This window comes from Stenotrophomonas chelatiphaga (assembly GCF_032054965.1).
GTDB lineage: Bacteria > Pseudomonadota > Gammaproteobacteria > Xanthomonadales > Xanthomonadaceae > Stenotrophomonas > Stenotrophomonas chelatiphaga.
Window position 1 is genome coordinate 17,356 of sequence record NZ_DAMBRS010000010.1, and the last position, 24,939, is coordinate 42,294.

The 24,939-nt window shown below is 67.5% G+C and carries 20 protein-coding genes and 1 riboswitch; of the genes, 9 read left to right on the top strand and 11 right to left on the bottom strand.

Annotated features, from left to right (window positions below; translation table 11 throughout):
• The first annotated feature begins 218 nt into the window (after positions 1-218).
• Positions 219-321: riboswitch (glycine riboswitch) on the top strand.
• Between the two features lie 60 nt (positions 322-381).
• Both gcvP and RTX79_RS12870 read left to right on the top strand, forming a co-directional pair.
• Positions 382-3,249 (top strand): aminomethyl-transferring glycine dehydrogenase, encoded by a 2,868-nt coding sequence (gene gcvP / locus RTX79_RS12865; protein WP_312684111.1) that lies wholly within the window; start codon positions 382-384, stop codon positions 3,247-3,249.
• Between the two features lie 279 nt (positions 3,250-3,528).
• A complete protein-coding gene (locus RTX79_RS12870; RefSeq protein ID WP_312684114.1) occupies positions 3,529-3,759 on the top strand; it encodes a hypothetical protein in 231 nt (76 codons plus the stop codon).
• A 50-nt stretch (positions 3,760-3,809) separates the two neighbouring features.
• Here RTX79_RS12870 and RTX79_RS12875 read toward each other — a convergent pair whose 3' ends face one another.
• Together RTX79_RS12875 and RTX79_RS12880 are read right to left on the bottom strand one after the other, a co-directional pair.
• Positions 3,810-5,192 carry an amino acid permease gene (locus RTX79_RS12875; protein WP_312684116.1) on the bottom strand — a complete coding sequence of 461 codons (1,383 nt, stop codon included), beginning with the start codon at positions 5,190-5,192 and terminating at the stop codon, positions 3,810-3,812.
• A gap of 82 nt (positions 5,193-5,274) precedes the next feature.
• Entirely contained in the window at positions 5,275-5,985 is a 711-nt protein-coding gene (locus RTX79_RS12880; protein WP_057509354.1) for an AraC family transcriptional regulator, read from the bottom strand.
• A gap of 120 nt (positions 5,986-6,105) precedes the next feature.
• On the opposite strand from RTX79_RS12880, the gene RTX79_RS12885 reads away from it, so the two are divergent.
• The gene (locus RTX79_RS12885) at positions 6,106-8,220 is read left to right on the top strand and encodes a catalase (protein ID WP_312684117.1); all 2,115 of its coding nucleotides are present in this window, start codon (positions 6,106-6,108) and stop codon (positions 8,218-8,220) included.
• 64 nt (positions 8,221-8,284) lie between these two features.
• Here RTX79_RS12885 and RTX79_RS12890 read toward each other — a convergent pair whose 3' ends face one another.
• Positions 8,285-9,061, bottom strand: coding sequence for a hypothetical protein (locus RTX79_RS12890; RefSeq protein WP_312684119.1), 777 nt, complete (start codon positions 9,059-9,061; stop codon positions 8,285-8,287).
• 261 nt (positions 9,062-9,322) lie between these two features.
• Here RTX79_RS12890 and RTX79_RS12895 point away from each other — a divergent pair, with 261 nt between their 5' ends.
• Complete coding sequence (locus RTX79_RS12895; RefSeq protein WP_428696009.1) at positions 9,323-10,225, top strand: L,D-transpeptidase family protein; 903 nt, start codon at positions 9,323-9,325, stop codon at positions 10,223-10,225.
• 4 nt (positions 10,226-10,229) lie between these two features.
• On the top strand, positions 10,230-10,922 hold the full coding sequence (locus tag RTX79_RS12900) for a M23 family metallopeptidase (protein WP_312684121.1): 693 nt from the start codon (positions 10,230-10,232) through the stop codon (positions 10,920-10,922).
• A 95-nt stretch (positions 10,923-11,017) separates the two neighbouring features.
• Here RTX79_RS12900 and RTX79_RS12905 read toward each other — a convergent pair whose 3' ends face one another.
• From RTX79_RS12905 to hflK, 6 genes are all read right to left on the bottom strand, one after another.
• Positions 11,018-11,452: a pyridoxamine 5'-phosphate oxidase family protein gene (locus tag RTX79_RS12905; protein WP_312684122.1), complete on the bottom strand. Its 435-nt coding sequence runs from the start codon at positions 11,450-11,452 to the stop codon at positions 11,018-11,020.
• An 823-nt stretch (positions 11,453-12,275) separates the two neighbouring features.
• A complete protein-coding gene (locus RTX79_RS12910) occupies positions 12,276-13,568 on the bottom strand; it encodes an adenylosuccinate synthase (protein ID WP_042613514.1) in 1,293 nt (430 codons plus the stop codon).
• 206 nt (positions 13,569-13,774) lie between these two features.
• Positions 13,775-15,937, bottom strand: coding sequence for a M13-type metalloendopeptidase (locus RTX79_RS12915; protein ID WP_312684123.1), 2,163 nt, complete (start codon positions 15,935-15,937; stop codon positions 13,775-13,777).
• Between the two features lie 101 nt (positions 15,938-16,038).
• Positions 16,039-16,224 carry a DUF2065 domain-containing protein gene (locus RTX79_RS12920; RefSeq protein WP_312684124.1) on the bottom strand — a complete coding sequence of 62 codons (186 nt, stop codon included), beginning with the start codon at positions 16,222-16,224 and terminating at the stop codon, positions 16,039-16,041.
• 64 nt (positions 16,225-16,288) lie between these two features.
• Positions 16,289-17,152, bottom strand: a complete 864-nt coding sequence (hflC, locus tag RTX79_RS12925) for a protease modulator HflC (protein ID WP_057509347.1) — start codon at positions 17,150-17,152, stop codon at positions 16,289-16,291.
• Positions 17,149-18,282, bottom strand: a complete 1,134-nt coding sequence (gene hflK, locus RTX79_RS12930) for an FtsH protease activity modulator HflK (protein ID WP_312684125.1) — start codon at positions 18,280-18,282, stop codon at positions 17,149-17,151. The genes hflC and hflK overlap by 4 nt, the downstream gene beginning before the upstream one ends.
• 143 nt (positions 18,283-18,425) lie before the next feature.
• Here hflK and RTX79_RS12935 point away from each other — a divergent pair, with 143 nt between their 5' ends.
• Positions 18,426-19,421 (top strand): YhdH/YhfP family quinone oxidoreductase, encoded by a 996-nt coding sequence (locus RTX79_RS12935; RefSeq protein ID WP_312684126.1) that lies wholly within the window; start codon positions 18,426-18,428, stop codon positions 19,419-19,421.
• An 88-nt stretch (positions 19,422-19,509) separates the two neighbouring features.
• Positions 19,510-19,881 carry a twitching motility response regulator PilH gene (pilH, locus tag RTX79_RS12940; RefSeq protein ID WP_101099900.1) on the top strand — a complete coding sequence of 124 codons (372 nt, stop codon included), beginning with the start codon at positions 19,510-19,512 and terminating at the stop codon, positions 19,879-19,881.
• Positions 19,882-20,359: 478 nt separating this feature from the next.
• Here pilH and RTX79_RS12945 read toward each other — a convergent pair whose 3' ends face one another.
• Positions 20,360-21,259, bottom strand: coding sequence for a DnaJ C-terminal domain-containing protein (locus RTX79_RS12945; RefSeq protein WP_309687213.1), 900 nt, complete (start codon positions 21,257-21,259; stop codon positions 20,360-20,362).
• Positions 21,260-21,449: 190 nt separating this feature from the next.
• On the opposite strand from RTX79_RS12945, the gene RTX79_RS12950 reads away from it, so the two are divergent.
• Both RTX79_RS12950 and RTX79_RS12955 read left to right on the top strand, forming a co-directional pair.
• Positions 21,450-21,932: a peroxiredoxin gene (locus tag RTX79_RS12950; protein ID WP_312684131.1), complete on the top strand. Its 483-nt coding sequence runs from the start codon at positions 21,450-21,452 to the stop codon at positions 21,930-21,932.
• A 47-nt stretch (positions 21,933-21,979) separates the two neighbouring features.
• Positions 21,980-22,549 (top strand): ferritin-like domain-containing protein, encoded by a 570-nt coding sequence (locus tag RTX79_RS12955; protein ID WP_057508731.1) that lies wholly within the window; start codon positions 21,980-21,982, stop codon positions 22,547-22,549.
• A 6-nt stretch (positions 22,550-22,555) separates the two neighbouring features.
• On the opposite strand, the gene pbpC is transcribed toward RTX79_RS12955, so the two are convergent.
• Positions 22,556-24,928, bottom strand: a complete 2,373-nt coding sequence (pbpC, locus tag RTX79_RS12960; protein WP_312684133.1) for a penicillin-binding protein 1C — start codon at positions 24,926-24,928, stop codon at positions 22,556-22,558.
• Positions 24,929-24,939: the final 11 nt, after the last annotated feature.

The following is a 24,939-nucleotide window of genomic DNA, read 5'->3' on the forward strand; positions in this document are numbered from 1 at the left end:
GAGAGTGGCGCCATGATAGGCCGTTGGCCGCCCCAATACCATGCGATCCGGGCCGAATCCGTCCGGTAGGTCGTGACGCATTCAGCGGGGTCTAGCGGGCTGCCGCTCCCCCGGCTTCCACGCGGGCCGCTATAATCGGCGGGCAACAAGGTGGGAGAAGCAGGACACCGCTGCCGAAGGCGCAAACGCCCGTAATCGCTCAGGCCCGTGACCACCCGCATCAAAACTCTGGAGAGACCGGTTCGATCCGGCGCCGAAGGGGCACGAAGCCGCGCACACGCGCGCTTCCAAACTCTCAGGCAAAAGGACAGAGGGGCGCCCCGCGGGCTGCTGATCGGCAGCCTGCCCACGTGCGTGCCCTTTCCCGACGGATCCTTCGCCATGTCCCAGAACACCCCTTCGTTGCGCGAGCTTGAACACCACAACGCGTTCGTCGAGCGCCACATCGGCCCCAACGACGCGGAGATCGCGCAGATGCTCGGCGTGGTCGGCCATGCCTCGCTGGATGCGCTGACCGATGCCATCGTGCCGGCCCGGATCAAGTCGCCGGCGCCGCTGGCGCTGCCCGAATCGATCACCGAAGTGCAGGCACTGGCCAAGATCCGCGCCATCGCCGACCAGAACACCGTGCTGCGCAGCTTCATCGGACAGGGCTACTACGGCACCCACACGCCGAACGTCATCCTGCGCAACATCCTGGAAAATCCGGCGTGGTACACCGCCTACACCCCGTACCAGGCCGAGATCTCGCAGGGCCGCATGGAAGCGCTGATCAACTTCCAGACCCTGTGCGCCGACCTGACCGGCATGGAAATCGCCAACGCCTCGCTGCTGGACGAAGCCACCGCCGCCGCCGAGGCGATGACCCTGGCCAAGCGTTCGGCCAAGTCGAAGTCGGACACCTTCTTCGTGCACGACGCGGTGCATCCGCAGACGCTGGAACTGCTGCGCACCCGCGCCGAGCCCCTGGGCATCGTGCTGCGCGTCGGCACCCCGGCTGAAGCACTGGAAGCGGAGGCGTTCGGCCTGCTGCTGCAGTACCCGGACACCTTCGGCCAGGTCGCTGACCACAAGGCGCTGGTGGATGCCGTGCATGCGCGCGGCGGCCTGGTCGCCGTGGCCACCGACCTGCTGGCACTGACCCTGCTGGCCGCCCCCGGCGAATGGGGCGCGGACATCGTGGTCGGCAACAGCCAGCGCTTCGGCGTGCCGTTCGGCTTCGGCGGTCCGCATGCGGCCTTCATGGCCTGCCGCGATGCCTACAAGCGTTCGATGCCGGGCCGCCTGATCGGCGTTTCCATCGACGCCCAGGGCAACCCCGCCTACCGCCTCACCCTGCAGACCCGCGAGCAGCACATCCGCCGCGAGAAGGCCACCTCCAACATCTGCACCGCACAGGTGCTGCTGGCGGTGATGGCCTCGATGTATGCGGTGTACCACGGCCCGGACGGTCTGACCCGCATCGCCCGCCGCACCCACCGCCTGGCGGCGATCCTGGCCGCGGCCCTGCGCAGCAACGGCGTTGCCGTCGGCAGCGACTTCTTCGATACGCTGCACGTGACCGGCATCGATGCCGCCGCGATCCACCAGGCTGCACGCGCGGCCGGTTACAACCTGCGTGCCATCGACAGCAGCTCGGTCAGCATCAGCCTGGACGAGACCGCCACCCGCGAGGACGTGGTCGCGCTGGCCGCCGTGTTCGGTGCGCAGGCCGACGTGGATGCGCTGGACGGCAGCACCGCCGACGCGATCCCGGCCGACCTGGTGCGCCGCAGCGACTTCCTGACCCACCCGGTGTTCAACACCCACCACAGCGAGCACGAACTGCTGCGCTACCTGCGTTCGCTGGCCGACAAGGACCTGGCGATGGACCGCACGATGATCCCGCTGGGCTCGTGCACGATGAAGCTCAACGCCACCGCCGAGATGATTCCGGTGACCTGGCCGGAGTTCGGCAACATCCATCCCCTGGTGCCGGCCGACCAGGCCGTGGGCTACAAGGCGCTGATCGAAGGCCTGGAAGCAATGCTGGTGGAATGCACCGGCTACGACGCGGTGAGCCTGCAGCCCAATTCCGGCGCGCAGGGCGAATACGCCGGCCTGCTGGCGATCCGCGCCTATCACCGTTCGCGCGGCGATGACCATCGCGATATCTGCCTGATCCCCGATTCGGCCCACGGCACCAACCCGGCGTCGGCGCAGATGTGCGGCATGAAGGTCGTGGTGACCAAGACCGACGCCAACGGCAACGTCGATGTCGAAGACATCCGACGCAACGCGGAAAAGTACAGCGACCGCCTTGCCGCGCTGATGGTCACCTACCCGTCCACGCACGGCGTGTTCGAAGAAGAGATCGTGGAGATCTGCGAGATCATCCACCAGCACGGCGGCCAGGTGTACACCGACGGTGCCAACATGAACGCCCTGGTCGGCGTGGCCAAGCCCGGCAAGTGGGGCTCGGACGTGTCGCACCTGAACCTGCACAAGACCTTCTGCATCCCGCACGGCGGCGGCGGTCCCGGCGTGGGTCCCTGCGCGGTGAAGTCGCACCTGGCCCCGTTCCTGCCGCGCGTGCTCGGTGGCGAAGGCGATGTCGGGATGGTTTCGGCGGCCTCGTTCGGCAGCGCGTCGATCCTGCCGATCAGCTGGATGTACATCACGCTGATGGGCAGCGAAGGCCTGCGCAAGGCAACCCAGGTCGCCCTGCTCAACGCCAACTACATCGCCACCCGCCTGGCCCCGCACTTCAAGACCCTGTACACCGGCCGCAACGGGCTGGTGGCGCATGAGTGCATCCTGGACGTGCGTCCGCTGGAAAAGACCAGCGGCATCGGTGCCGAAGACATCGCCAAGCGCCTGATCGACTTCGGTTTCCACGCCCCGACGCTCAGCTTCCCGGTCGCCGGCACGTTGATGGTGGAGCCGACCGAAAGCGAATCCCAGCACGAGCTGGACCGCTTCATCGACGCGATGATCCAGATCCGCGAAGAGATCGCTGCCATCGAAGATGGCCGCCTGGAGCGCGAGGACAACCCGCTGAAGAACGCACCGCACACGGCCACCGCGGTGACCGCCAGCGAGTGGACCCACGCCTACCCGCGCGAACTGGCGGCGTTCCCGCTGGCCAGCCTGAAGCAGTCCAAGTACTGGCCGCCGGTAGCCCGCGTGGACAATGTGTACGGCGACAAGAACGTGATGTGCGCCTGCATCCCGGTCGATGCATACAAGGATGACGAAGTCGACGCCTGACCTGCCTTCCCGGGCAGCCGATGGTCAACCACAAGGCCCGCGCAAGCGGGCCTTGTGGTTGATGGACAGGTCTCCACCATGGCCATCATGAAGAACGACGACAAAGAAGCACGCAGGCCCCTGACGGCTGCGCTCCTGATTCCCTGATGGGTTTGATGCGACGGCAGCGGGACGATGCTGGCACGTTCCGGCGCGACAGCCCGGAACGGCCCCGCATCAATCGGGGCACGTCCCCTTCCTGCAGCGCAGGGAGTCTCTCGTCACCAGTGGAGCCATTCCATGAAACGCATCAGATCACTTCCCGCCATCGCCCTGCTCAGCGGGCTGCTTGCCGCGCCGGCCGCCCTTGCGCAGGACACCGCCGACCAGCGCGGCGTCGTCGACTGCGGAGTGCAATACGCCGCCTGCATCATCACCCAGAGCATCTTCACCTGTACGGCGAAACTCGCTCTGTGCCTGATGAGCGGTGGCGATGACAATGGCTCAGCCAGCATGGACCGCCGTGACTGACAGCGTCCCTCGGTGCGTAGCGGTCTGGACCGCTACGCCTTCACCGCCGCTCAGCCTGCGTGGCTGCGCAGACGCCGCGCAGCGGCGCTGCAGCCGGCGATGAACAGGGTCAGGACCACCATCGACAGGAACTGCAGGCGGGTCTGGTCGCCGTACAGCAGCAGCGCGAAGATCAGGGCCAGGATGGCCAGCGCCAGCGCCGTCAACCAGGGGAAAGCAGCCATCCGGAACGGCAGCGCCACCCCGGCGCGGTCCGCCCGCCGACGCAGCACGAGCTGCGACAGCAGCGACAACGTCCACACCAGCAGGCAGGTGGAACCGACGATGTTCAGCAGCACCGGCAGCACCCTGTCCGGGAACACCAGCTCCATCACCGTAGCGGCGAAGCCGAACAGCACGCTGGCCAGCACAGCCAGCACCGGCACCTGGCGACGGTCGGCCCAGCCGAGCACGGCAGGCGCCTCGCGGCGCTGTGCCAGCGAGAAGATCATCCGCGAAGCGCCATATAGATTGGCGTTGAGTGCGGACAGCAGCGCGATCACCGCAACCAGCGTGATGGCGGTCCCGGCGCCGGGGATATTGGCCGCTTCCAGCACGGCAGCGAACGGCGATTTCAACGCCTCGCTGGTCCACGGCACCACCGCGATGATGACGCTCAGCGAACCGATGTAGAACACCAGGATACGCCATGCCACGGTACGGATCGCGCGCGCGATGCTGCGCTCGGGGTCCTCGGTTTCAGCCGCGGCGACCGCTACGATCTCGGTGCCGCCGAAGGCGAAGATCACCACCAGCAGCGCCGCGCCGACGCCGGCCAGGCCGGTCGGGGCAAAGCCGCCATTGCCGGTGAAGTTGGACAGGCCCGGTGAGGTCGCATCCGGCAACCAGCCCAGCAGCAGCGCCGCACCGATGGCGATGAAGCCAAGGATCGCGGCCACCTTGAGGATCGCGAACCAGAACTCGAACTCACCGAAATTCTTCACCCCCAGCAGGTTGATGGCGGTGAAGAACAGCATGAACGCCAAGGCCGCCATCGGCACCGACAGGCCGGTCCATACTGTCGCCAGCAGGCCGGCCGCGCCTACCGCTTCGGCGGCGATCACGATCACCAGCTGCACCCACCACAGCCAGCCGACGGTGGCACCGGCGGTCGGGCCCAGGGCGTCGGCGGCATACACCGAAAACGCCCCGCTGGTCGGCTTGTTGGCCGCCATTTCGCCCAGCGCGTTCATCACGATGATCACCAGCGCACCGGCGACCAGGTAGGACAGCAGCACGGCCGGGCCGGCCAGCTGCACGCCAACCCCGGAGCCGAGGAACAACCCGGCGCCGATGGCACTGCCCAGCCCCATCATGATCAGCTGGCGGGGCTTGAGCGCATGCCCAAGGCGGGGGGTCGAAGCAGGAGCGGCAGGCGTCGGGTTGGCAGGCATCGAAGGACACTGTGTGCGGCAACAAGGCCGTCACATTACCTTGTCCGGCGCGCCGGTGGGATAGGCCGGATGGCCTGCCGGCTCAGCCGCCTGCCAGTTCGGAGATGCGCGCCCGGTAGGCGCGTGGGGAAAGCCCCGCCTCCGCCTTGAACTTGCGGGTGAACGCGCTCTGGTCGCTGAAGCCGCAGGCCTGGCCGATGCTGGCGATGCTGTCGTTGCCATGCAGCAGATGCATGGCCATCTGGATACGCAACCGGGTAAGTACCTGCTGCGGGGTCATCTGGAACACCTTGCGGAAGCTGCGCTCCAGTTTGGACAGCGAGAACCCGGTGATGTCCAGCAGGGTCTGCATGCGCACGTTCTCGGCGTAATGCGCATTGAGGTGGGCCAGCGCCAGTCGCAGGTGCTCGTACTGCGCGCCCAGGCTGTGCTTCTGCCCCAGGTCGCGTGAAATGCCGATCAGCCCCTTGATCTCTCCTTCCACGACCAACGGACGCTTGCAGGTCAGGCACCAGCCCGGTTCCCGGTTGGCGAACAGGTGCAGTTCCATCAGGTTTTCGATCACCGCCCCGGCGATCACCCGGGCATCCTGGTCGGCGTAGTCCGCGCTCAAGCCGGTGGGATAGATTTCCGCCGCCGTCCGACCGATCACGTCCTTGCGCGATTTCAACCCGAGCCGGCGCAGCATGGTCTGGTTGATGTGGGTGTAACGCCCCTCGCGGTCCTTCATGAAGAACAGCACGTCCGGAATGGCGTCGAACAGGGCTTCGATGTCGGCAGGTTCAACACGCATGCCCACAGCATAGCCGACCGCCGTTTTGCCTGCGCGCTCACCTGCACGGGACCGTGGATTAACACATCACCGGCCACAGTCGAACAGAGACCCCCCGCCAATCCACCAGGAGATCCTTCGATGGCCGCCAGCAAGCCCTCCGGCAAGCGCGCACCCGCCCAGCCCACGTCCGCACCGTCGTCCAGCGAGGCGCTGGAACAGCGCGGCCAGGGCGATGAACTGCACCAGCTGGCCGGTGGCTCCCACCCGGTACTCACCAGCAACCAGGGCATTCCGGTTTCCGACAACCAGAACTCGCTGCGTGCAGGGCCGCGTGGCCCCAGCCTGCTGGAAGACTTCCTGCTGCGCGAGAAGATCACCCACTTCGACCACGAACGGATCCCGGAGCGCATCGTGCATGCGCGCGGCAGCGCCGCCCATGGCTACTTCGAGCTGACCCGTTCGCTGGGCAAATTCACCCGTGCGAAGGTGCTGACCGAAGTCGGCGTCAAGACGCCGGTGTTCACCCGCTTTTCCACCGTGGCCGGCGGTGCCGGTTCGGTCGACACCCCGCGCGACGTGCGCGGATTCGCGGTCAAGTTCTATACCACCGAAGGCAACTGGGACCTGGTAGGCAACAACATCCCGGTGTTCTTCATCCAGGATGCGCTGAAGTTCCCGGACCTGATCCACGCAGTGAAGATGGAGCCGGACCGCGCCTTCCCGCAGGCCGCCAGCGCGCACGATACGTTCTGGGATTTCGTGTCCCTGATGCCCGAATCCATGCACATGATCATGTGGGCGATGAGCGATCGCACCATTCCGCGCTCGCTGCGCATGATCGAAGGCTTCGGCATCCACAGCTTCCGCCTGCTCGACGACGCCGGCAATTCCACCTTCGTCAAGTTCCATTGGCGGCCCAAGCTGGGGCTGCAGTCGACGGTATGGGACGAGGCGCTGAAACTGCAGGGCGCTGACAATGATTTCCAGCGCCGCGACCTGTTCGAGGCCATCCAGCGTGGCGACTTCCCCGAATGGGAACTGGCCGTGCAGCTGTTCACCGAAGAAGAGGCCGAACAGTTCCCGTTCGACCACCTGGACCCGACCAAGATCGTCCCCGAATCGCTGGTTCCGCTGCAGGTGATCGGCCGGATGGTACTGGACCGCTGGCCGGACAACTTCTTCGCCGAAACCGAACAGGTAGCGTACTGCCCGGCCAACGTGCCGCCCGGCATCGATTTCAGCAACGACCCGCTGCTGCAGGGGCGTTTGTTCTCTTACCTGGATACCCAGCTGATCCGCCTGGGCGGGCCGAACTTCCACCAGATACCGGTCAATGCACCGAAGTGCCCGTTCGCCAACCACCAGCGCGACGGCCACATGCAGATGCAGGTGCCCAAGGGCCGGGTGGCGTATGACCCCAGTTCGCTGGAAGCCGACACCCCGCGCGAGACGCCGGCCGGTTTCCGCAGCCATGCCACCGTCGATGACGGGCGCAAGGGCCGCACCCGCGCCGAGAGTTTCTCCGACCACTTCAGCCAGGCACGGATGTTCTTCCGCAGCCTGGAAAAGCCGGAGCAGGCCCACCTCGCTTCTGCGCTGGTGTTTGAACTGTCCAAGGTGGAAACCGCCGCAGTGCGCGAGCGCACCGTCGGCCAGCTGCGCAATATCGATGACAGCCTGGCCCAGCGCGTGGCCGACGGCCTGGGCATGGCCGCGCTGCCGGACCCGGTGCCTGCCGCCGTGCCCGCGCAGGACCTGCCCAACGCCCCGGAAGTGCGCACCATCGGGCGCGGCAAGGACAGCCTGCAGGGCCGCTGCATCGGCATCCTGTTCGACGAAGGATCCGACGCCGGCGTGATTGCCGGGCTGCGCAAGGCCGCGCAGAAAGCCGGCGCGGATGTGAAGCTGGTCGCGCCCAAGCTGGGCGGCGGCGTGCTCAGCGACGGCAAGCGCCAGGCCGCGGATGGACAACTGGCGGGTACGCCCTCGGTGGTCTTCGATGCAGTCGCTGTGGTGCTGACTGCAGATGCGGGCAAGGCGCTGTCCAAGGAGTCGGCCGCGATCGATTTCGTCAGCAACGCGTGGGCGCACCTGAAGGCGATCGGCCACGATGACGGCGCCAAGGCGCTGCTGAAGGCCGCCGGCGTCGGCAATGATCCCGGCATCGTGGGCGCCGCGGACGCGCAGGCATTCATCCGCGCGGCCGCGCTCCGCCAGTGGGCACGCGAACCGAAACTGCGCCTGCTCGCCTGACAGCGGGCTGCACCCGGCGGTTACATGGGTGGGTGACGACCGTTGGTCGTTACGCTCTACGCTCTCAGCGCGGAGCTGGCTTGCCCGCTCCGCGCCCCGGCGTAGCCACCTTCGCCGCCACCACTACCGCCTGCACCCGGCGAACCGCGGCGATCGGCACCGCTTCGGCCCGTCGCTGCGCCGGCCACCACAGGAAGACGAACGCGCTGCTGGTTCCCAGCAGTCTCGCCTGGCCCGGCAATGCCGCCGCGTCGCCGATCAAGTGCACGGTCACCGCATCACCGTCCCGGTGATCGCGGATGTCCGCGCCGCGCTGGGCCACGTAACCGGCCGCCGCCACCGCCATGAACAGGGTCACGGCCACGGTCATCGCGGTCAGCGGACGCATCCGCGTCGCCTCCCAGCTGGTGAACACCGAACGCCCCAGCAGCATCCGCCACGCCCGGTTGCGGCCGGCCAGCCGCGCCACGGTATCCGGATTGCGCAGGCGCAGCGTCTCCGGCCAGGTCACCAGCAGCACCAGCAACACGCCCAACACCAGCAGGCCGATGTATACCGGGTCGCGCACACCGGCGACGAGGAAATCGCTGGCCTGCAGGTAATCCAGGATCGACAGTCCGAAGCCACGGTAGAACCAGTAGCTGCACCACAGGCCGAGCGCGGAAACCAGCAGGTAGGCCGTGGTGAACAACAGCGCCGGCTCGCGCCGCATGCGGTGCGCGGCCCGCAGCACGAGGGAATCCTCATTGCCCTCCGAAACCGGTATCAACGACCAGTCGAACGCGCTGGGCCGACTGCCCGGCAGCCCGCCGGCAGGTACTGTGTTGTCATTGCTGTCCATGGCGTCCCCTTGTCGTGCGCCCAGCATCGGCGAAGACGCGCCGCAGCGGTAGTGTCGCGCGTGCTCGCCCCCCTCCCGTCGTCGAACACGCGCGGCGCTGCATCGTCCGCTCAGCCTCCCCTCAGCCTTTTCACGGTGGCTGCGCATGCCCCATGGGCATGGTGGACGCATTCGATCAAGGAGTTCCCGATGCTGCCCAAACGCCTGCCCCTCTCTTCCCTGCTGCTCGCCTGCCTGGGCCTGGCCGCCGCGCCGCTGGCCATGGCCCAGGCGCCTGCGCCTGCCGCCCCCGCGCAGGCGGCGGCCGGGCAACCGGTGAACATCGAACCGCGCTCGCCGCTGCACGCCCAGATCCTGCTGGACCGCGCGAACTTCTCGCCCGGCCAGATCGACGGCGAGGTCGGCTCGAACCAGCGCCGCGCGGTATCCGGTTTCCAGGCCGCGCGCGGACTGAAGGTCACCGGCGAACTGGACGAGGAGACCTGGCAGGCACTGCAGGCCGACAGCACCAACATGCTGGTGCGCTACACGCTCACCGCCGAAGACGTGGCCGGTCCGTTTCAGCCCACGCCGAAGGGGCCCGCCGCACAGGCACAGCTGAAAGCACTCGGATTCGGCTCGGTGGCTGAAGCACTGGGCGAACGCTTCCATGCTTCGCCCGACCTGCTCAAGGCACTCAATCCGGGCATGGACCTGGGCAAGGCCGGCACCACCATCCAGGTGCCCAACATCGGCGGCGGTGCACTGCCGAAGGCGGCCAAGGTGCTGATCGACAAATCCGATTCCACCCTGCAGTTGCTGGACGATCAAGGCAAGGTGCTGGCCCAGGTGCCGGTGTCTTCAGGCAGCCAGCACGATCCGCTGCCGATCGGCGAGTGGAAGATCCTCGGCGTTGCCCGTGACCCGACCTTCCATTACAACCCCAAGCTGTTCTGGGATGCGAAGAAGAGCGACAGCAAGCAGACCCTGCCGCCGGGCCCGAACAATCCGGTCGGCGTGGTATGGATCGACATCTCCAAGCCGCACTATGGCCTGCACGGCACGCCCGAGCCGGGCCACGTGGGCAAGACCGAATCGCATGGCTGCGTGCGCATGACCAACTGGGATGCGCTGCGCGTGGCCGATGCGGTGGGACCCTCGCTGACCGTAGTGATGCAGGAGTAAGCCGATGCGCGTGATGCCGTTGATCGCAGTGGGACTGGTGGTGGGAATCGGTGCTGGCTGGTGGCTGTTCGGCCAGCACGGCCAGGCGGTGGATATCGCGCCGGTGGATCCGGCGTCGGTGATTGCCGTGCCGGGTGAACCGGCGCCGTCGCCATCGGTGACGCCAGAAGCGGTGTCCGGACCGTCGCCTTCATCGCTGCAGGTGACGGCCGCGGCGCCCACCCTGCCGGCCGCGCCGGTCGCCACGCCTGTCGTCGCGCCCGCCGGCAGTGGGCTGCTGTTGCCAGTGCAGGGAATCGCAGCATCGCAGCTGCAGGACACCTTTACCGATGCGCGCAGCGAAGGCCGGGTGCACGATGCCATCGACATCATGGCGGCCGAAGGCACGCCGGTGTTGGCGGTGGCGGACGGCCATGTCGAGAAGCTGTTCGACAGCGACAAGGGCGGGTTGACGATGTACCAGTTCGATCCCGATGGCGTGCACTGCTATTACTACGCGCATCTGCAGCGCTATGCCGACGGGCTGGCGGAGAAGAAGCAGATCAAGCGGGGTGAGGTGATCGGCTACGTCGGCAGCACCGGCAATGCGAATCCGGAAGCGCCGCACCTGCACTTTGAAGTGCACGTGCTGGGGCCGGAAAAGCAGTGGTGGAAGGGGGAGTCGATCAACCCGTATCCGCTGCTGACGGGGCGGTAACCGGCCGCTGCGCTCGCCGACCATGGGCCGGCGCTACCGTGGTGGCATGGGTCTGGTAGCGCCGAGCCATGCTCGGCGGGAACCGAAAACGCGCATTACACCGTCAGTTCACCATTATCTTCGCCGTCCCACCACGCGATGCGCGAGGCACGCACGTGCAGCAGCACGATGCCGGGCGTATCGATGCCCTGCTCGAACCAGCGCTCCAGATCCTTGACCCAATGCTCGGCGAAGGTCGCCTTGTCGGTATGCAGGTGGCAATGCCCCTGCACCGCGACGAAGATCGGCGGCTTGCCCAGCAATGACTTGGCACCGGTGAAGGACAGGCCGACCTTCGGGTCGCGGCGGATGTCGGCCACCATGCGGGTGTTTTCAAAGGTGAAGAACCAGCTGTCGCCATCGTAGTCCACGTCACCGTTGTTGCTCATCGGCCGCGCCGCTTGCTCGCCGCCGTCGGTGGTGGTCTGCAGCATGACGAAGTCAATGTCGGCCATTTTTTTGGCCAGGTCCTGCAGGGTGTAGGCGCTCATCGGTGATTCCTGGTTGGTGATGCGCCGAGGGTGAAGCGGCCGCGGTAAATGCACCGTGTAGGGCCAGCGAGGGCGATGTGCAGTGTCGCCGATGAGGGCATGCAGTTGCGTGCCCGGGGGGAGAAAACACCCATGGTTCTCCGCCGCCCCCGTGGGGCAACAACAGACTGACTTCGATAAAGCGTTACAGGATGCCAGTCCCGGCGTGTGCTGTTGCACCCGCCCGCGCATCCTCGAGGCGGTGGCACGCTAGCCATATGGGCAAATGTGTAGAACACCTGCAGGCAAGCGCTGGCGTCTCGAATGCCGTCACGACGTGTCCTGACGGCGTCGCCGACACATGAGTCTTCCGTGCGCGAGGTCACACCTCGCTCCAGTCATCTGGTCACAGACTCACAGTTGCGCACACCATGTGCGCGAATTCTGGAGGAGTTGATGACAATTACAGCCACGTCATGTGTGACCGCCCTGCTTCTCACCGCAAGCGTGCTTGCAACCAGTACGAGTGCACATAGCGCCACCGCCAGCCAGAATCCCGGGGTGGCGGCCTGCTCGGCCGCGTTTTCACAATCGCCCGCCAGTCAATCCTGCGTCTCGCGAGGCATCGGCGGGAGGAACGACGGATACTGCGCGATCAGGGCCTTGTGCACCACAGCCGATGGCTCGCCAAGTCCCTCAACCGGCGCATTCTCGCTGACGGAGATGGCGACACTGCACAACTGCGATGGAAAGCTGAGGGCTGGCGGCTGCTGATTGCCCCGCCCAATGCGGTGAGCCCCGCAGATGCGGGGCTCACCGGGTATGCGCTGATGCTCGCTCTGGATCAGGCGAACGGGTCCTGCAGGACCATGGTGTGGTCACGGTCCGGACCGGTCGACACGATGCTGATCGGGCAACCGGCCAGCTCTTCCAGCGACCGCAGGTAGGCGCGTGCGGCCGGCGGCAGGTCGTCCCAGTTGGTGATGCCGTGGGTGTTCTCGGTCCAACCCGGGAACTCCAGGTACACGGGGGTGCACTCTTCCCAGCCCTGGCCATCCAGCGGGGCGTATTCGGTGCGCTTGCCACGGTATTCGTAGGCGATGCAGATCTTCAGCTTTTCCATGCCGTCCAGCACGTCCAGCTTGGTGATGCACAGGCCGCTGATGCCGTTGATCGCCACCGCGCGCTTCAGCGCCACGATGTCCATCCAGCCGCAACGACGTGGGCGACCGGTGGACGCACCGTACTCGGCGCCACGGTCACGGATGCCCTGGCCGATTTCATCGTCCAGTTCGGTCGGGAACGGACCACCGCCGACGCGCGTGGCGTACGCCTTGGCGATACCCAGCACGTAATCGATGGAATCGGCGCCCACGCCGGCGCCGGCCAGCGCCCCACCGACGGTGGTGTTGGAGCTGGTGACGTACGGGTAGGTGCCGTGGTCGATGTCCAGCAGCGCGCCCTGCGCCCCTTCGAACAACACCCGCTTACCCTGCTTGCGCAGGTCGTGCAGGATGCCGGCCACGTCGGACTTCATCGGCTGCACGTACTCGCCGAAGGCCAGTGCCTCGTCGAAGGTCTGCTGGAAATCGACCGCATCGGTGCCCAGGTACTTGGTCAGCACGAAGTTGTGGTAATCCAGCGCGGTGCGCAGCAGTTCTTCCAGCTGCGCCGGGTAATGCAGGTCGGCGATGCGGATGCCGCGACGCGCCACCTTGTCTTCGTACGCCGGGCCGATGCCACGGCCGGTGGTGCCGATCGCCTTGCCGCCGGCAGCGCGTTCGCGCGCCTGGTCCAGGGCGATGTGGTACGGCATGATCAGCGGCGCGGCCGGGGAGATCTTCAGGCGCGAACGCACTTCCACGCCGGAGGTTTCCAGCTCGGCGATTTCCTTCTGCAGCGCGGCCGGCGAGATCACCACGCCGTTGCCGATCAGGCACAGCGCATCGGCGCGCAGGATGCCCGACGGAATCAGGTGCAGGACGGTCTTCTTGCCATTGATGACCAGCGTGTGGCCGGCATTGTGGCCCCCCTGGAAACGCACTACGGCACCGATTTCCTCGGTGAGCAGATCGACGATCTTGCCCTTGCCTTCATCGCCCCACTGGGCACCAAGCACTACGACAGACTGACCCATGACGGGCTCCTCGAATTGTGTGCGGCCATCGGGGCCGCGGACGGGTAAACCGTGGCGAGGCTGGCCAGCGCGGGGTGGCGGCTCCAACGGGGAGGCGCCGGCGATGGAGGGCCCGGACACGGAAAAAGCCGAACGGGAGGCCCGTCCGGCTTTTGTGCATTATCCGGGTTTCGGCAGCCGGCGGCTACCGCTGGCCGACGCTCCGTTCAGATCAGGTCGCGGAAAGGCGCCGTCGGTCGGGGTCTGCAGTCGAACGCCTGCTCGTAGCCCTCCACCATCGGCGGCAATTGGGCACGCAGCGGCCCTGGGGGATGTTCATCCCCAAGCCGCTGGCGCAGTTGGCCTGGTGTCATGTGCGCGGCATGGGTCTGCACCGCAGCGCGGAAGAACGCGGCGTCATCATGTGGGCGCCCTGCTGCGGCGGCCTCGGCCCGGCTGGCCAGCAACGCGGCGCGGATGCCGCGGAGGTCGGCCAGCGCTTCGTTGGCGGTGACCTTCGGGTCAAGCCGCACCGTACCGCTGCGGACATCACCGATGCGCTGCGCAACTGCGTCCTGCCTACGTGCCAGCAATGCCTTGCCCAGATCATCCAATCCGGTGATGTCAGCCACCCAATGAGCGACCTCATGGCCCAGCACGCTGCCCAGCAGCCCCCACCAGCCCTCCGGCTCCCCCCCGGCGATCCGCTGCGCGACATCCAGCAAGGCCAGCGATACGCTGATGGTGCCCGGCACGAAGCCAGCACCTGCGAACGGGACATGGCTCGCCGCAGGCGGCATGACCGATCCATGGCCCGCATTCACGGCCGCCACCGCGTTCACGGCGGCGCTGGCACGCAGCGCCTGAAGGTTGGCCAGCAGCGGCGCAGTGGCCGACGTGCCGGTCCAGCCCTCGGCGCGGCCGCCGTGCGTGGTATCCAGGCGGAGCGCCAGCAGCATCGCGCGCATCCGTTGCTGGTCGGCGGCTCCCAATCCTGACGCGGCCACGGCATCCACGAATGCCTCACGTACCCCGTCGAAGGTCGTCTGCCCCCGCGCCACGAGCGACGGCTCCAGGGTGGCGGCGTACACCGACTGCAGCGCCGCGCTGCCGGCTTCCTCGCTGTCGATCTTCCGTAGCACGCTGCCTGCGGTGCGTGGCCCCTGGATGGTGTCCTGCGCATTGCGCGCTTCCTGCAGCCAGACAAAGGCTTGCCAGGCCGCTACGTCGTGGCGTGGCAGCAGTGCAGCCAGTTGTTCAAAGAAGCCGGTGGTCAGGAACAACCGAGTGTCTGGCAGCAGTCCCAGCCCGGACCAGATGCGCGCCCAGGGCAGTGCGGGCACCAGCGCCTGCGCCTGCGCCAGGGTGCAACGGTCGAGATCGCTGCTGGCAGCTGCCATTACCGTCTCCATTGCCACCACGTCGGGCGCCTGCACGCGCGCGTCGGCAACCGGCATGCCGGCCTTCACCAGCAGTGCCTCGACCTCGGACCGGTAAGCCGCCACGGCTGACGGGTCGGCATCGCTTCGGTAGACACTGCGGTCCTTGAAAGGCAGCAGCGGCAGGTTGGCCGCCAGCACCCCGGTACCGCCGACGTCGTAGAGACCGATCAGCGATTCGCGCCCCCCCAGGGCGCCAGCAATGGCATGGTCCAGCGCCGCGTCAACGCTGGTCAACCGACGGAGCGCGTTGGCCTGGGGCGAAAAATCCGCCCAGTTGCCGGGCACGTCTGCGAAAGCACTGTGCCATGTGTCCCCCAGCGCCTGGCGTGCGGCACTGGCACCGGCCGGCACCGGTGCGGCGAGCAGCGTGGCCAGCCTGATCGCCAGTTCGTGTTGGGCTTCGGCGAACAGCGAGGGGGGCGGATCAGCGGGCGGATGGGCGATCCGCCACAGCCCGTTGAACGCCGCGTCGGGGTCGGTGCAGGGATCGGCGAACCACGCGGATAGAAGTTCGCCTGCCAGTTGGAGGGCGCCGGACTGGTCAGCCACGACGCCGGCTGAGCCGAAGGGTTCTGGCCAGTCAGGGGAGATCATGGCCGGGTTGAAACAGCGTGTCGGGCCTACTGCAGGAGCTACCGGCATCGGCCCTGCGGACAGTTCGTCAAGCGGGCGCAGCACGCTGCTGACGGCGAGCAGCCGCACCAGGTTGGCTTGCCAACCGCCCCGGGTAATGCCGACTGCGCGGCGGCCTGCAGGTGGATGGCCGGTCGGTGTCAGCGCCGGCAAGGAATCTGCGAAATTACGGATATCCAGCGGAAGCTGCGTGCCGGCGTTGTCGTCACGACTTGCAGGCGAAGTTGCCGGTCCGGTGGCATTGCGCGCCGCACCCTTCCAGCGAGCGTCGAATCGACCCATGGCAGCAACGGCCTGCGGTGCGGTGATCGGCATGCGATCTCTCCTTGACAGGCCATCAGCGACCTGATTCGACGTTAGACAGCACGTCGATGCACGGCAAATGGCAATCGCGTCAGCTCACTGGCAGAAATCGCTCAGTGCTTGGCCCACCACAGCAGGCTCAGGCCCGCCAGCAGCACCAGCCCCCCGAAGCTGCGCAGGGCGGGACTGGGCATGTCCAGCAAGCGTTCGGCCATGCGCTTCCACGCCAGTGGCGCGGCAAACATCAGCAGCCCTTCCAGCACCGCCACCAGGCACAGCGCGGCGAACAGATCTTTCATCCAACAGCTCCGCAAAAAGCACGGGGCCCGGACATGCCGGGCCCCGTGGGGAAACGACTGCGACTCAGCGGTCGCTCTTCAGGTACTGCAGGAACGGATCATTCTTGTCCAGCACGATCACGCCGTTGCCATCGGTCAACGAGTTCCGGTAGGCCTCCAGGCTGCGGGTGAACGCGAAGAACGACGGATCGGCCGAGCCGGCCTCGCCGTAGATGCGCGTTGCATCGGCGTCGCCCTCACCGCGCAGGCGCTGCGCATCGCGCTCGGCTTCGGCCACCAGCACCGTCGCCTCGCGGTCGGCCTGGGCACGGATGGTCAGCGACTGCTCCTCGCCTTCCGCACGCAGCTTGGCCGCTTCCTGCTTGCGCTGGGCGCGCATGCGCTCGTACACATCGTTGATCACCTGGCTGTCGGTCGGCAGGTCGATCTGCTTGATGCGCAGGTCGATGATCTGCATGCCCAGGCCCTTCACCGCTTCGTTGATGCCGGTCAGCTGGTCGGCGATCAGTTCGCTGCGGTCACCGGACACCAGCTCGGTCAGCGAACGCGAGTTGATCTGGTTGCGCAGCGAATCGGTGATGATCGGTGCCAGGCGGGCGTTGGCCACGCGCGGGTCGCCACCGGTGGCGCGGAAATAATCGCCCACGTTGGAGATGTAGCCGATGGCGAAGAAGTCGACGCTGACGTCCTTCTGTTCGGCGGTGAAGTAACGCGCCGGCGCGGTATCGAGCACCTGGAAGCGGCGATCGAACACGCGCACCGTTTCCACCAGCGGCACCTTGAAGTGCAGGCCCGGCTTGATGTCGGCGCGGACCACGCGGCCCAGGTTCAAGACCATGCCGGTCTGGTCCTCGCGGACCACGAACACCGACCCCAGCAGGCCGAACAGGATCACGACCACCAGGCCGATCCACAGTGAACTCCTCATTGGCTGCCCTCCTCACGGCCGCTCGGTCGTCCCGTCGGGCGGCCTGTCGGCCGGCCTGCATCACGCGGGGTGGGGCTTGCACTGCCGGTCACGGCAGGCAGCACGACATCCGGATTGGACAATGGCAGCTGCGCTGCACCGGTCGGGCGGGTTTCGCCCGGGAACGGCACGTACAGGACCTGGCGGCTGTCGCCACCGATCACCTTGCGGTTTTCGGCCAGCACCTGTTCGACCGTTTCCAGCCACAGGCGCTTGCGGGTCACGTCCGGCGCATTCTTGTACTGCTGCTGCAGCAGCGTGAAGCGCTGGGCATCACCTTCGGCGCGCGACACCACGGCCGCCTTGTAGCCTTCGGCGGTGGTACGGGTACGGGCGGACTGGCCGCGCGCTTCCGGAACCACCTTGGCCGCGTAGGCCTGCGCTTCGTTGATCAGGCGTTCCTTGACCTGCTGCGCACCGTTGACCTCGTCGAAGGCCGGCTTCACTTCTTCCGGCGGACGCGCATCGGGCAGGGTCAGGCCGGTCACGGTGACACCGGTGCGATACGCGCCCAGCAGGGTCTGCAGGCGGGTTTCGGCGGCGGTCGCCAGCGGGCCACGGTTGTTGAGCACCGAGTTCAGGTCGGCACGGCCGACTTCTTCGCGCACCGCGCTCTGCGCCGACTGCTCCAGCACCTGGTTGGCATCGTAGGTACCGAACAGGAACAGGCGCGGATCGTCGATGCGGTACTGCACGTTGAGCGAGACGTTGACGATGTTCTCGTCACGGGTCAGCACCGGCACCGAGACCGAGAACGTCTTGATTTCCGTGGCGTTGACCTTGGTCACCGACTCGATCGGCCAGGGCAGCTTGAAGCTGGGGCCCGGCTGCAGGATGCGCGAGAACTGGCCGAAGCGCAGGACCACGCCACGCTGCTGTTCGCCGATCAGCTGGAAGCTGGAAAACAGCAGCAGCAGGACCGCCGCGATGGCGATCCAGCGGACGATGCCGCCATCGAACATTTCCTTCAACGGCCCCGGGAACCCACCCCAGCCACCACCAAATCCGCCGCCGCGGGGCTTGGAAGGCCCCCGCCGGTTGTCTTCGGGACGGTGTCCGTCCCTGTTGCCGCCGGGTGTATTCCAGGCCATGCACGCTCCATCTGAATTGGGCCGCGCCACGGGCCCTTCCCGTGACACCAGCCTTGTACCGGTTTCCCTGATTCTACAAGATGGGGCGGACCAGAAGGATTGGAAGGGGGTAAGGTGATATTTCCCCGTCAGCGAGCGTTCCAATGTCCCTGCCCGACAGCTTCAGCGCCTTCCGCATCCACAAGGACGACCACGGCCACCGCAGCGGCCTGGAGCCCCTGCAGGTGGACGATCTTTCCCCCGGGCAGGTGCTGGTCCGCGCGCAGTGGTCGTCGGTCAACTACAAGGACGCCCTGGCCGGAACCGGCCGCGGCCGCATCCTGCGGCGGTTTCCGCTGGTCGGTGGGATCGACGTGGCGGGCGAGGTGGTCGCTTCGACCGACCCCGCCTGGCGCGAAGGCGATGCGGTGCTGGCCACCGGCTGCGGCCTGAGCGAGACCCGCGACGGCGGCTACAGCCAGTACGTGCGGCTGGAATCGAGCGCGGTCATTGCCCAGCCGCCCGGACTGACCCCGCGCGAGGCGATGGTGCTGGGCACCGCCGGCTTCACCGCCGCGCTGGCGCTGCTGCGCATGCAGGACAACCGCCTGACGCCCGATCACGGGCCGCTGGCGGTAACCGGCGCCAGCGGTGGAGTCGGCAGTCTGGCGGTGGATATCTTCAGCCGCGCCGGCTATGCCGTGCATGCGGTGAGCGGCAAGCCGGAGCAGGCCGACTGGCTGCGCGCGATCGGGGCCAGCGAGGTGCTGCCGCGCGAGGTGCTGGCCGATACCGCGCCGCTGCAGTCGGCACGCTTCGGCGGTGGCCTGGACAACGCAGGTGGCCCGATGCTGGCCAGCCTGCTGGCACAGACCGTGGGCTACGGCAGCGTGGTCAGCGCGGGACTGGCCGCCGAGCCGACCCTGGACATGACCGTGATGCCGTTCATCCTGCGCGGCGTATCGCTGCTCGGCGTGTCCTCGGCCAGCGCACCGCGGACGCTGCGCGAGCAGGTCTGGGAACGGCTGGGCAGCGACTGGAAGCCGGCGCACCTGCAGCAGATATGCACGCGGGAAATCGGGCTTGCCGAGCTGCCGCCGGTCTTTGAAAGCATGCTTTCGGGCGGGGCGCGCGGGCGTACCGTGGTGCGGATCGACTGAACGTCGCAGGCGGGCGACGGACGGCACGTTGTCGCCTTCTCCCCAAGGCGAGCGGCACACTACACTGCGGCATCACCTGGGGAGCAACATGGCACGCATCCTGATCGTCGACGATTCACCATCGCAGCTGTTGGGGATACAGCGCATCGTCGAGAAGCTGGGTCACCAGATCCTGACCGCCACGGATGGGGCGGCCGGCGTGGAAACCGCGCGCGCCGAGCTGCCGGACCTGGTGCTGATGGACGTGGTGATGCCCAACCTCAACGGCTTCCAGGCCACCCGCACGCTGGCCCGCGATGAAACCACCCGCCACATTCCGGTGATCCTGGTGACCACCAAGGACCAGGACACCGACCGCATGTGGGGCATGCGCCAGGGCGCGAAGGCGTACATCACCAAGCCGTTTTCCGAAGACGAACTGTCCGAGGTGCTGGAGCGCGTGTTCGCCGGCCAGCCCTGACCGGGGGTTGGTCGAACGGGTGGAACTCCCTCGCGGGTGGATGTTGTCTGAAGCTGCAGCTGGAGGTGGCCGGGCGGGGAGGCTATGCGGGGCACGCGCAAGTACGTCCATGCAGCTCTTCGCGGCTCCTGCCGCTCAAGGCCCCGCATAGCCTCCCCGCCCGCCCCCCTGACAGGTGCCGGTGGCCACCACCCGCGCAATGAAAATAAAAGAGCAAAGGCAGGGGGCATCTTCCTCCCACCCCTCCCTCCCACCGCCTTGTCCATGGCCACCATGGACCTGTCGAAGGTGGGGCGGGGTGGCTGTGCAGGACCGTCTTTTCGCATGGATGCGAAAAGCGAGCCTCCATGGACGGATTCACGGCGTGTCCTGCACAGCCACCCCGCCCCGCCAACACAACAGCCCTGCAGCTTTTGCCGTTGACGTCAGCTTTTGACGTTGCCTGCGCTTCAAGCCGTGCGCAGCACAACAAACCCCCTCAGATCGACTCGCCGAACGCCTTGGCCAGGTTGCGGTAGGCCTCGGCCTGGGCCTCATCGTTGGCCGCCGGCGCCACGATCTCCAGTTCCACGATCTGGTCGCCGTCCGGGTTGCCCGGCAAGCCACGGCCGCGCAGGCGCAGCCTGCGCCCGGCATCGGACCCTGCGGCCACCTTCAGTTCCACCGCACCGCCCAACGTCGGCACGCTGATGCTGGTGCCCAGCGCCGCCTGCCACGGCGTCACCTGCAGGGTGTACAGGATGTTGCGACCGTCCACCTCGAACTGCGGGTGCGCGGCATATTCCACTTCCAGCAGCAGGTTGCCACCATCCGTGCCCTGCCCGCCCAGCCGGATCACCTGGCCCGGCTTGATGCCCTTCGGCACGCGCACGTCCAGCTGGCGGCCGTTGACCGTGATCCGCAGCGTATCGCCGTTGTAGGCCGCTTCCAGCGGCACCGAAAGCTTGGCCCGGGTGTCGCGCTGCGGGGCGTGGCCACCGCTGCTGAAGCCAGGACCGGGGCCGCGCCCGGCCGCGCCACGCTGGCGCGCGAACAGGCTCTCGAAGAAATCGCTGAAGCCGCCGTTGGCACCGCCTGCGCCGCCACCGAACACCTCCTCGAAATCGAAGCCACCGCCCCCGCCGTAGTTGGGCGGGACATTGAACTCCTCGCCCGGCCGGTACCCCTGGGCCTTCAACTGGTCATACGCCGCGCGCTTCTGCGGGTCGCGCAGCGCTTCGTACGCCTCGTTGATGCCCTTGAATTTTTCTTCCGCGCCGGCTTCCTTGCTGACATCCGGGTGGTACTTGCGCGCCAGCCGCCGGTAAGCGGTCTTGATTTCAGCGTCGCCCGCGCTGGGCTCCACGCCCAGCGTGGCGTAGTAATCCTTGAATTCCATCGTTCTACCTCGAGTGATCCGTCGGCACCGGGGGCGCCAACCCGCGCCTATTCTAGCGGCTGCCGTGTGCAGGCCCGGACGTTGCCGTCCCCCGTCGCCTGCCAGATCGGGCGTGCACGCGGGATTTTCAATCCGTTGACGCGGCCATCCCATCTCCGTGCCTACGCTGCCCGCTTACCAGGAGCCCCCCATGAGCATCCAAGCCGGCGACCCGATCCCGGAAGTCACCCTGAAACGGATCCGCGACGGCGTGGAGACGGTCGACACCAAGGCCTTGTTCGACGGCCGCAAGGCCGTGCTGTTCGCCGTGCCCGGTGCGTTCACCCCCACCTGCTCGGCCAGCCACCTGCCCGGGTTCATCGAACACTTCGCCGCATTCCGCCAGCGCGGCATCGAGGTGTACTGCGTGGCGGTCAACGACCCGTTCGTGATGAAGGCCTGGGGCGAAAGCCAGCACGTGCCCGACGGACTGCTGATGCTGTCCGACGGCAACGGCGAACTGGCCCGCGCGCTCGGCCTGGAAATCGACGCCAGCGCGTCCGGCATGGGCATGCGCTCGCGTCGTTTCGCCCTGTACGTGGACAACGGCACGGTGCGCGAGGCCTGGATCGACGCCCCCGGCAAGTTCGAGGTGTCATCGGCCGAGCATGTACTGGCGCACCTGCCGCACTGATCAATGTAGTACCGCAACCCACGATAACGAAGGAGAAAAGGCCAGCCATGTCAAAGCCAGCCAAGCACCCCCACCCCGCCCATCCCGCCGGCATCAGCGATCGCCAGACCCTGCGCGACAACGCCCGGCGCAATATCGAAGATGGCGCGATCACCGATACCTACAACGCCGACCGCAAGGCGGTCATCCAGCTGCTCAACGATGCACTGGCCACCGAATACGTGTGCGTGCTGCGCTACTACCGCCACTACTACATGGCCAAGGGCATGCTCGCCGACGCGGTCAAGGCCGAGTTCCTGGAACACGCGCAGCAGGAACAGGCGCATGCCGGCAAGCTGGCCGAACGCATCGTGCAGCTCGGCGGCGAGCCGGACTTCAACCCGGACACCCTGACCGCACGCTCGCACGCCGAGTACAAGGAAGGCAGTGACCTGCGTGACATGGTGCGCGAGAACCTCATCGCCGAACGCATCGCCATCGACAGCTACCGCGAGATGATCAATTTCGTCGGCGACAAGGACACCACCACCAAGCGCATCCTGGAAGAGATCCTGGCCCAGGAGGAAGAGCACGCCGACGAGTTCGCCGACCTGCTGGATGGCTGGATCGGCAAGTAAGCCGACTCAGCGCACCACGTTGAACCGCACCTGGGTCCAAGCCCCATCGCTGGCCAGTGCGGTCAACGTGTGCCGTCCTGGCTGTTCGAAGCGCTGGCTGAACGGCTGGGCGCCGCGGGTGCGGGCGATCCAGCGGCCGTCCAGCAGCCAGTCGATGTCATGCTCGCTGCCGAGCGCACGCAGCTGCAGGCGCACGCCGTCGACGGCCCCCGGCGCACGCGCCAACGACGCCCCGTCGTTGAGCCCGTCGATGTGCAGGGCGATGCTGGCCTGGCGTCCGTCGTCGCGACAATCCGGTGCCAGCGCGGGCAGCTGCGAGGCAGCCCGTGCCGCCTGCGGCAGCCACGGCGCCAGCAGCGCCGGCCAGCGCGCGACTTCGCGGTCTTCCGCCTGGTGCGGCGCGCTGCAGTCGGCGGACAGTCGCAGGCCGCTTTGCAGATCAGCCTGGTAGCGCTGCCGGCCCGGCTGCCAGCGCCGCGCATCGCGCTCGGCGAAGGTGGGGGGCACGCTGCCATCAAGCAACCATGCACTCAGCCGGCGCTGACACAATCCCGCCGGCAGCTCGCTGGCGAGTTCCCCGGTGGGCCAGCACACGTCCGCCTGGGTGACACTGGCCGGACGCGGCGGCGCGGCGCTGGCACGGCCCTGGCGCGGCAGGCTGTCGACCACCTCGAACATCAGCGGCAGTGCCGTCACCGCCCCGTACTGTCCCGGCAATGGCGTGCCGTCCGGCCGCCCTACCCAGACCCCCACGGTGTACTGGCGCGTGCTGCCGATCGCCCACGCGTCGCGGTAGCCGTAGCTGGTGCCGGTCTTCCACGCGACCCGCGGCCGGCCGCCGAGGTCGAAGGTATCGATACCCTGCCCCGGGCGCGGATTGGCTTCGAGCATCTCGCGCACGATCCACGCCGCGCCCGGAGACACCAGCCGGCGATCCAGCACGGGATCCGCATCGGTATAGCGCACGCGACCGGCGATGCCATCGCGGTTCAACGCAGCGAAGGCACCGACCAGGTCCTCCAGCCGCGCTCCGGTGCCGCCCAGGATCAGCGACAGGTTGGGTGAGCTTCCACGTGGAAAGCGCAGCTGGATCCCGGCATGCGACAGGCGCGCGGCGAAGCGCGCCGGCCCGACCCGGTCCAGCAGGTCCACCGAAGGCACGTTGAGCGACAGGCGCAGTGCGGTGGCCGCGCTCACCGGACCATTGAAAGCCTCGTCGAAATTGCCCGGGCGGTAGCCACCGAAGCTCTGCGGCGCATCCACCAGCAGGCTCTCCGAGTGGATCAGGCCGTCATCCAGCGCCATGGCGTACAGGAAGGGCTTGAGCGTGGAACCCGGCGAACGCCATGCCTGCACCATGTCCACGTGGCCCAGCCGCTGGCGGTCGCCGAAGTTCAGCGTGCCGACGTAGGCGCGTGCCTGCAGGGTCTGGTTGTCGACCACCAGCAGCGCCGCCGACGTCCGCTCGGGCAGCGTGGAGAAGTAGCTGGAAAGCCGGCCCTCCAGCGTGCGCTGCAGGTCGATGTCGATGCTGCTTTCGATGCGTGGCTGCCCGGGTTGCGCGGCATGCAGGCGCTGCGCCAGCAAGGCGGCATGCAGGGGTGGACGCAGCGAACGGGTGACCACCGTTTCCACGCGTGCATCTTCCACCGCGTCGGCGGACCAGCGCCCCAGCGAAGCCATCCGTGCCAGCACCTTGTCACGCGCCTGCTGCGCTGCCTGCGGATGGCGGTCCGGACGCAGCCGGCTGGGCGCCTGCGGCAGCACCGCCAGCAGCGCGGCCTCGGCATGCGACAGCTGCGCCGCCGGTTTGCCCAGGTAGGCCCAGCTGGCCGCTTCAACGCCCTCGATGGTGCCGCCGTAGGGCGCGCGCTCCAGGTACAGGGTCAGGATCTCGCGCTTGGAAAGGTGCGCTTCCAGCTGCAGCGCGCGCAGCATCTGCTTGGCTTTGCCCCAGGGCGTGCGCGTATGCGGGTCAAGGATGCGCGCCACCTGCATGGTCAGCGTCGAGCCGCCCGACACGATGCGCCCCTGCCCCAGCATCTGCGTGCTGGCGCGCAGCAGCGCGACCGGGTTGATGCCGGGATGGCGCCAGAACCAGCGGTCCTCGTAGCCCAGCAGGGCCTGCAGGTACAACGGGGAGACCTGGTCGACCGAAGCCGGGTAGCGCCACACGCCTTCGGCATCGGCGAACGCGCGCAGCGGGCTGCCGTCGCGCGCGACGACCAGCGTGCTGGTATCGCGCTGCTTCGGCAACGGCGGCGGGAACGCCAGGTCCAGCAGCAGCACCGCCAACAGCAGCGCCACGCTGCCCCAGCGCAGCCACGGCCATAGCGGCCGCAGGCTGCGCCGCAACCGGCGCAGGCCGCGTTTGATCACCGGCGGCCCCG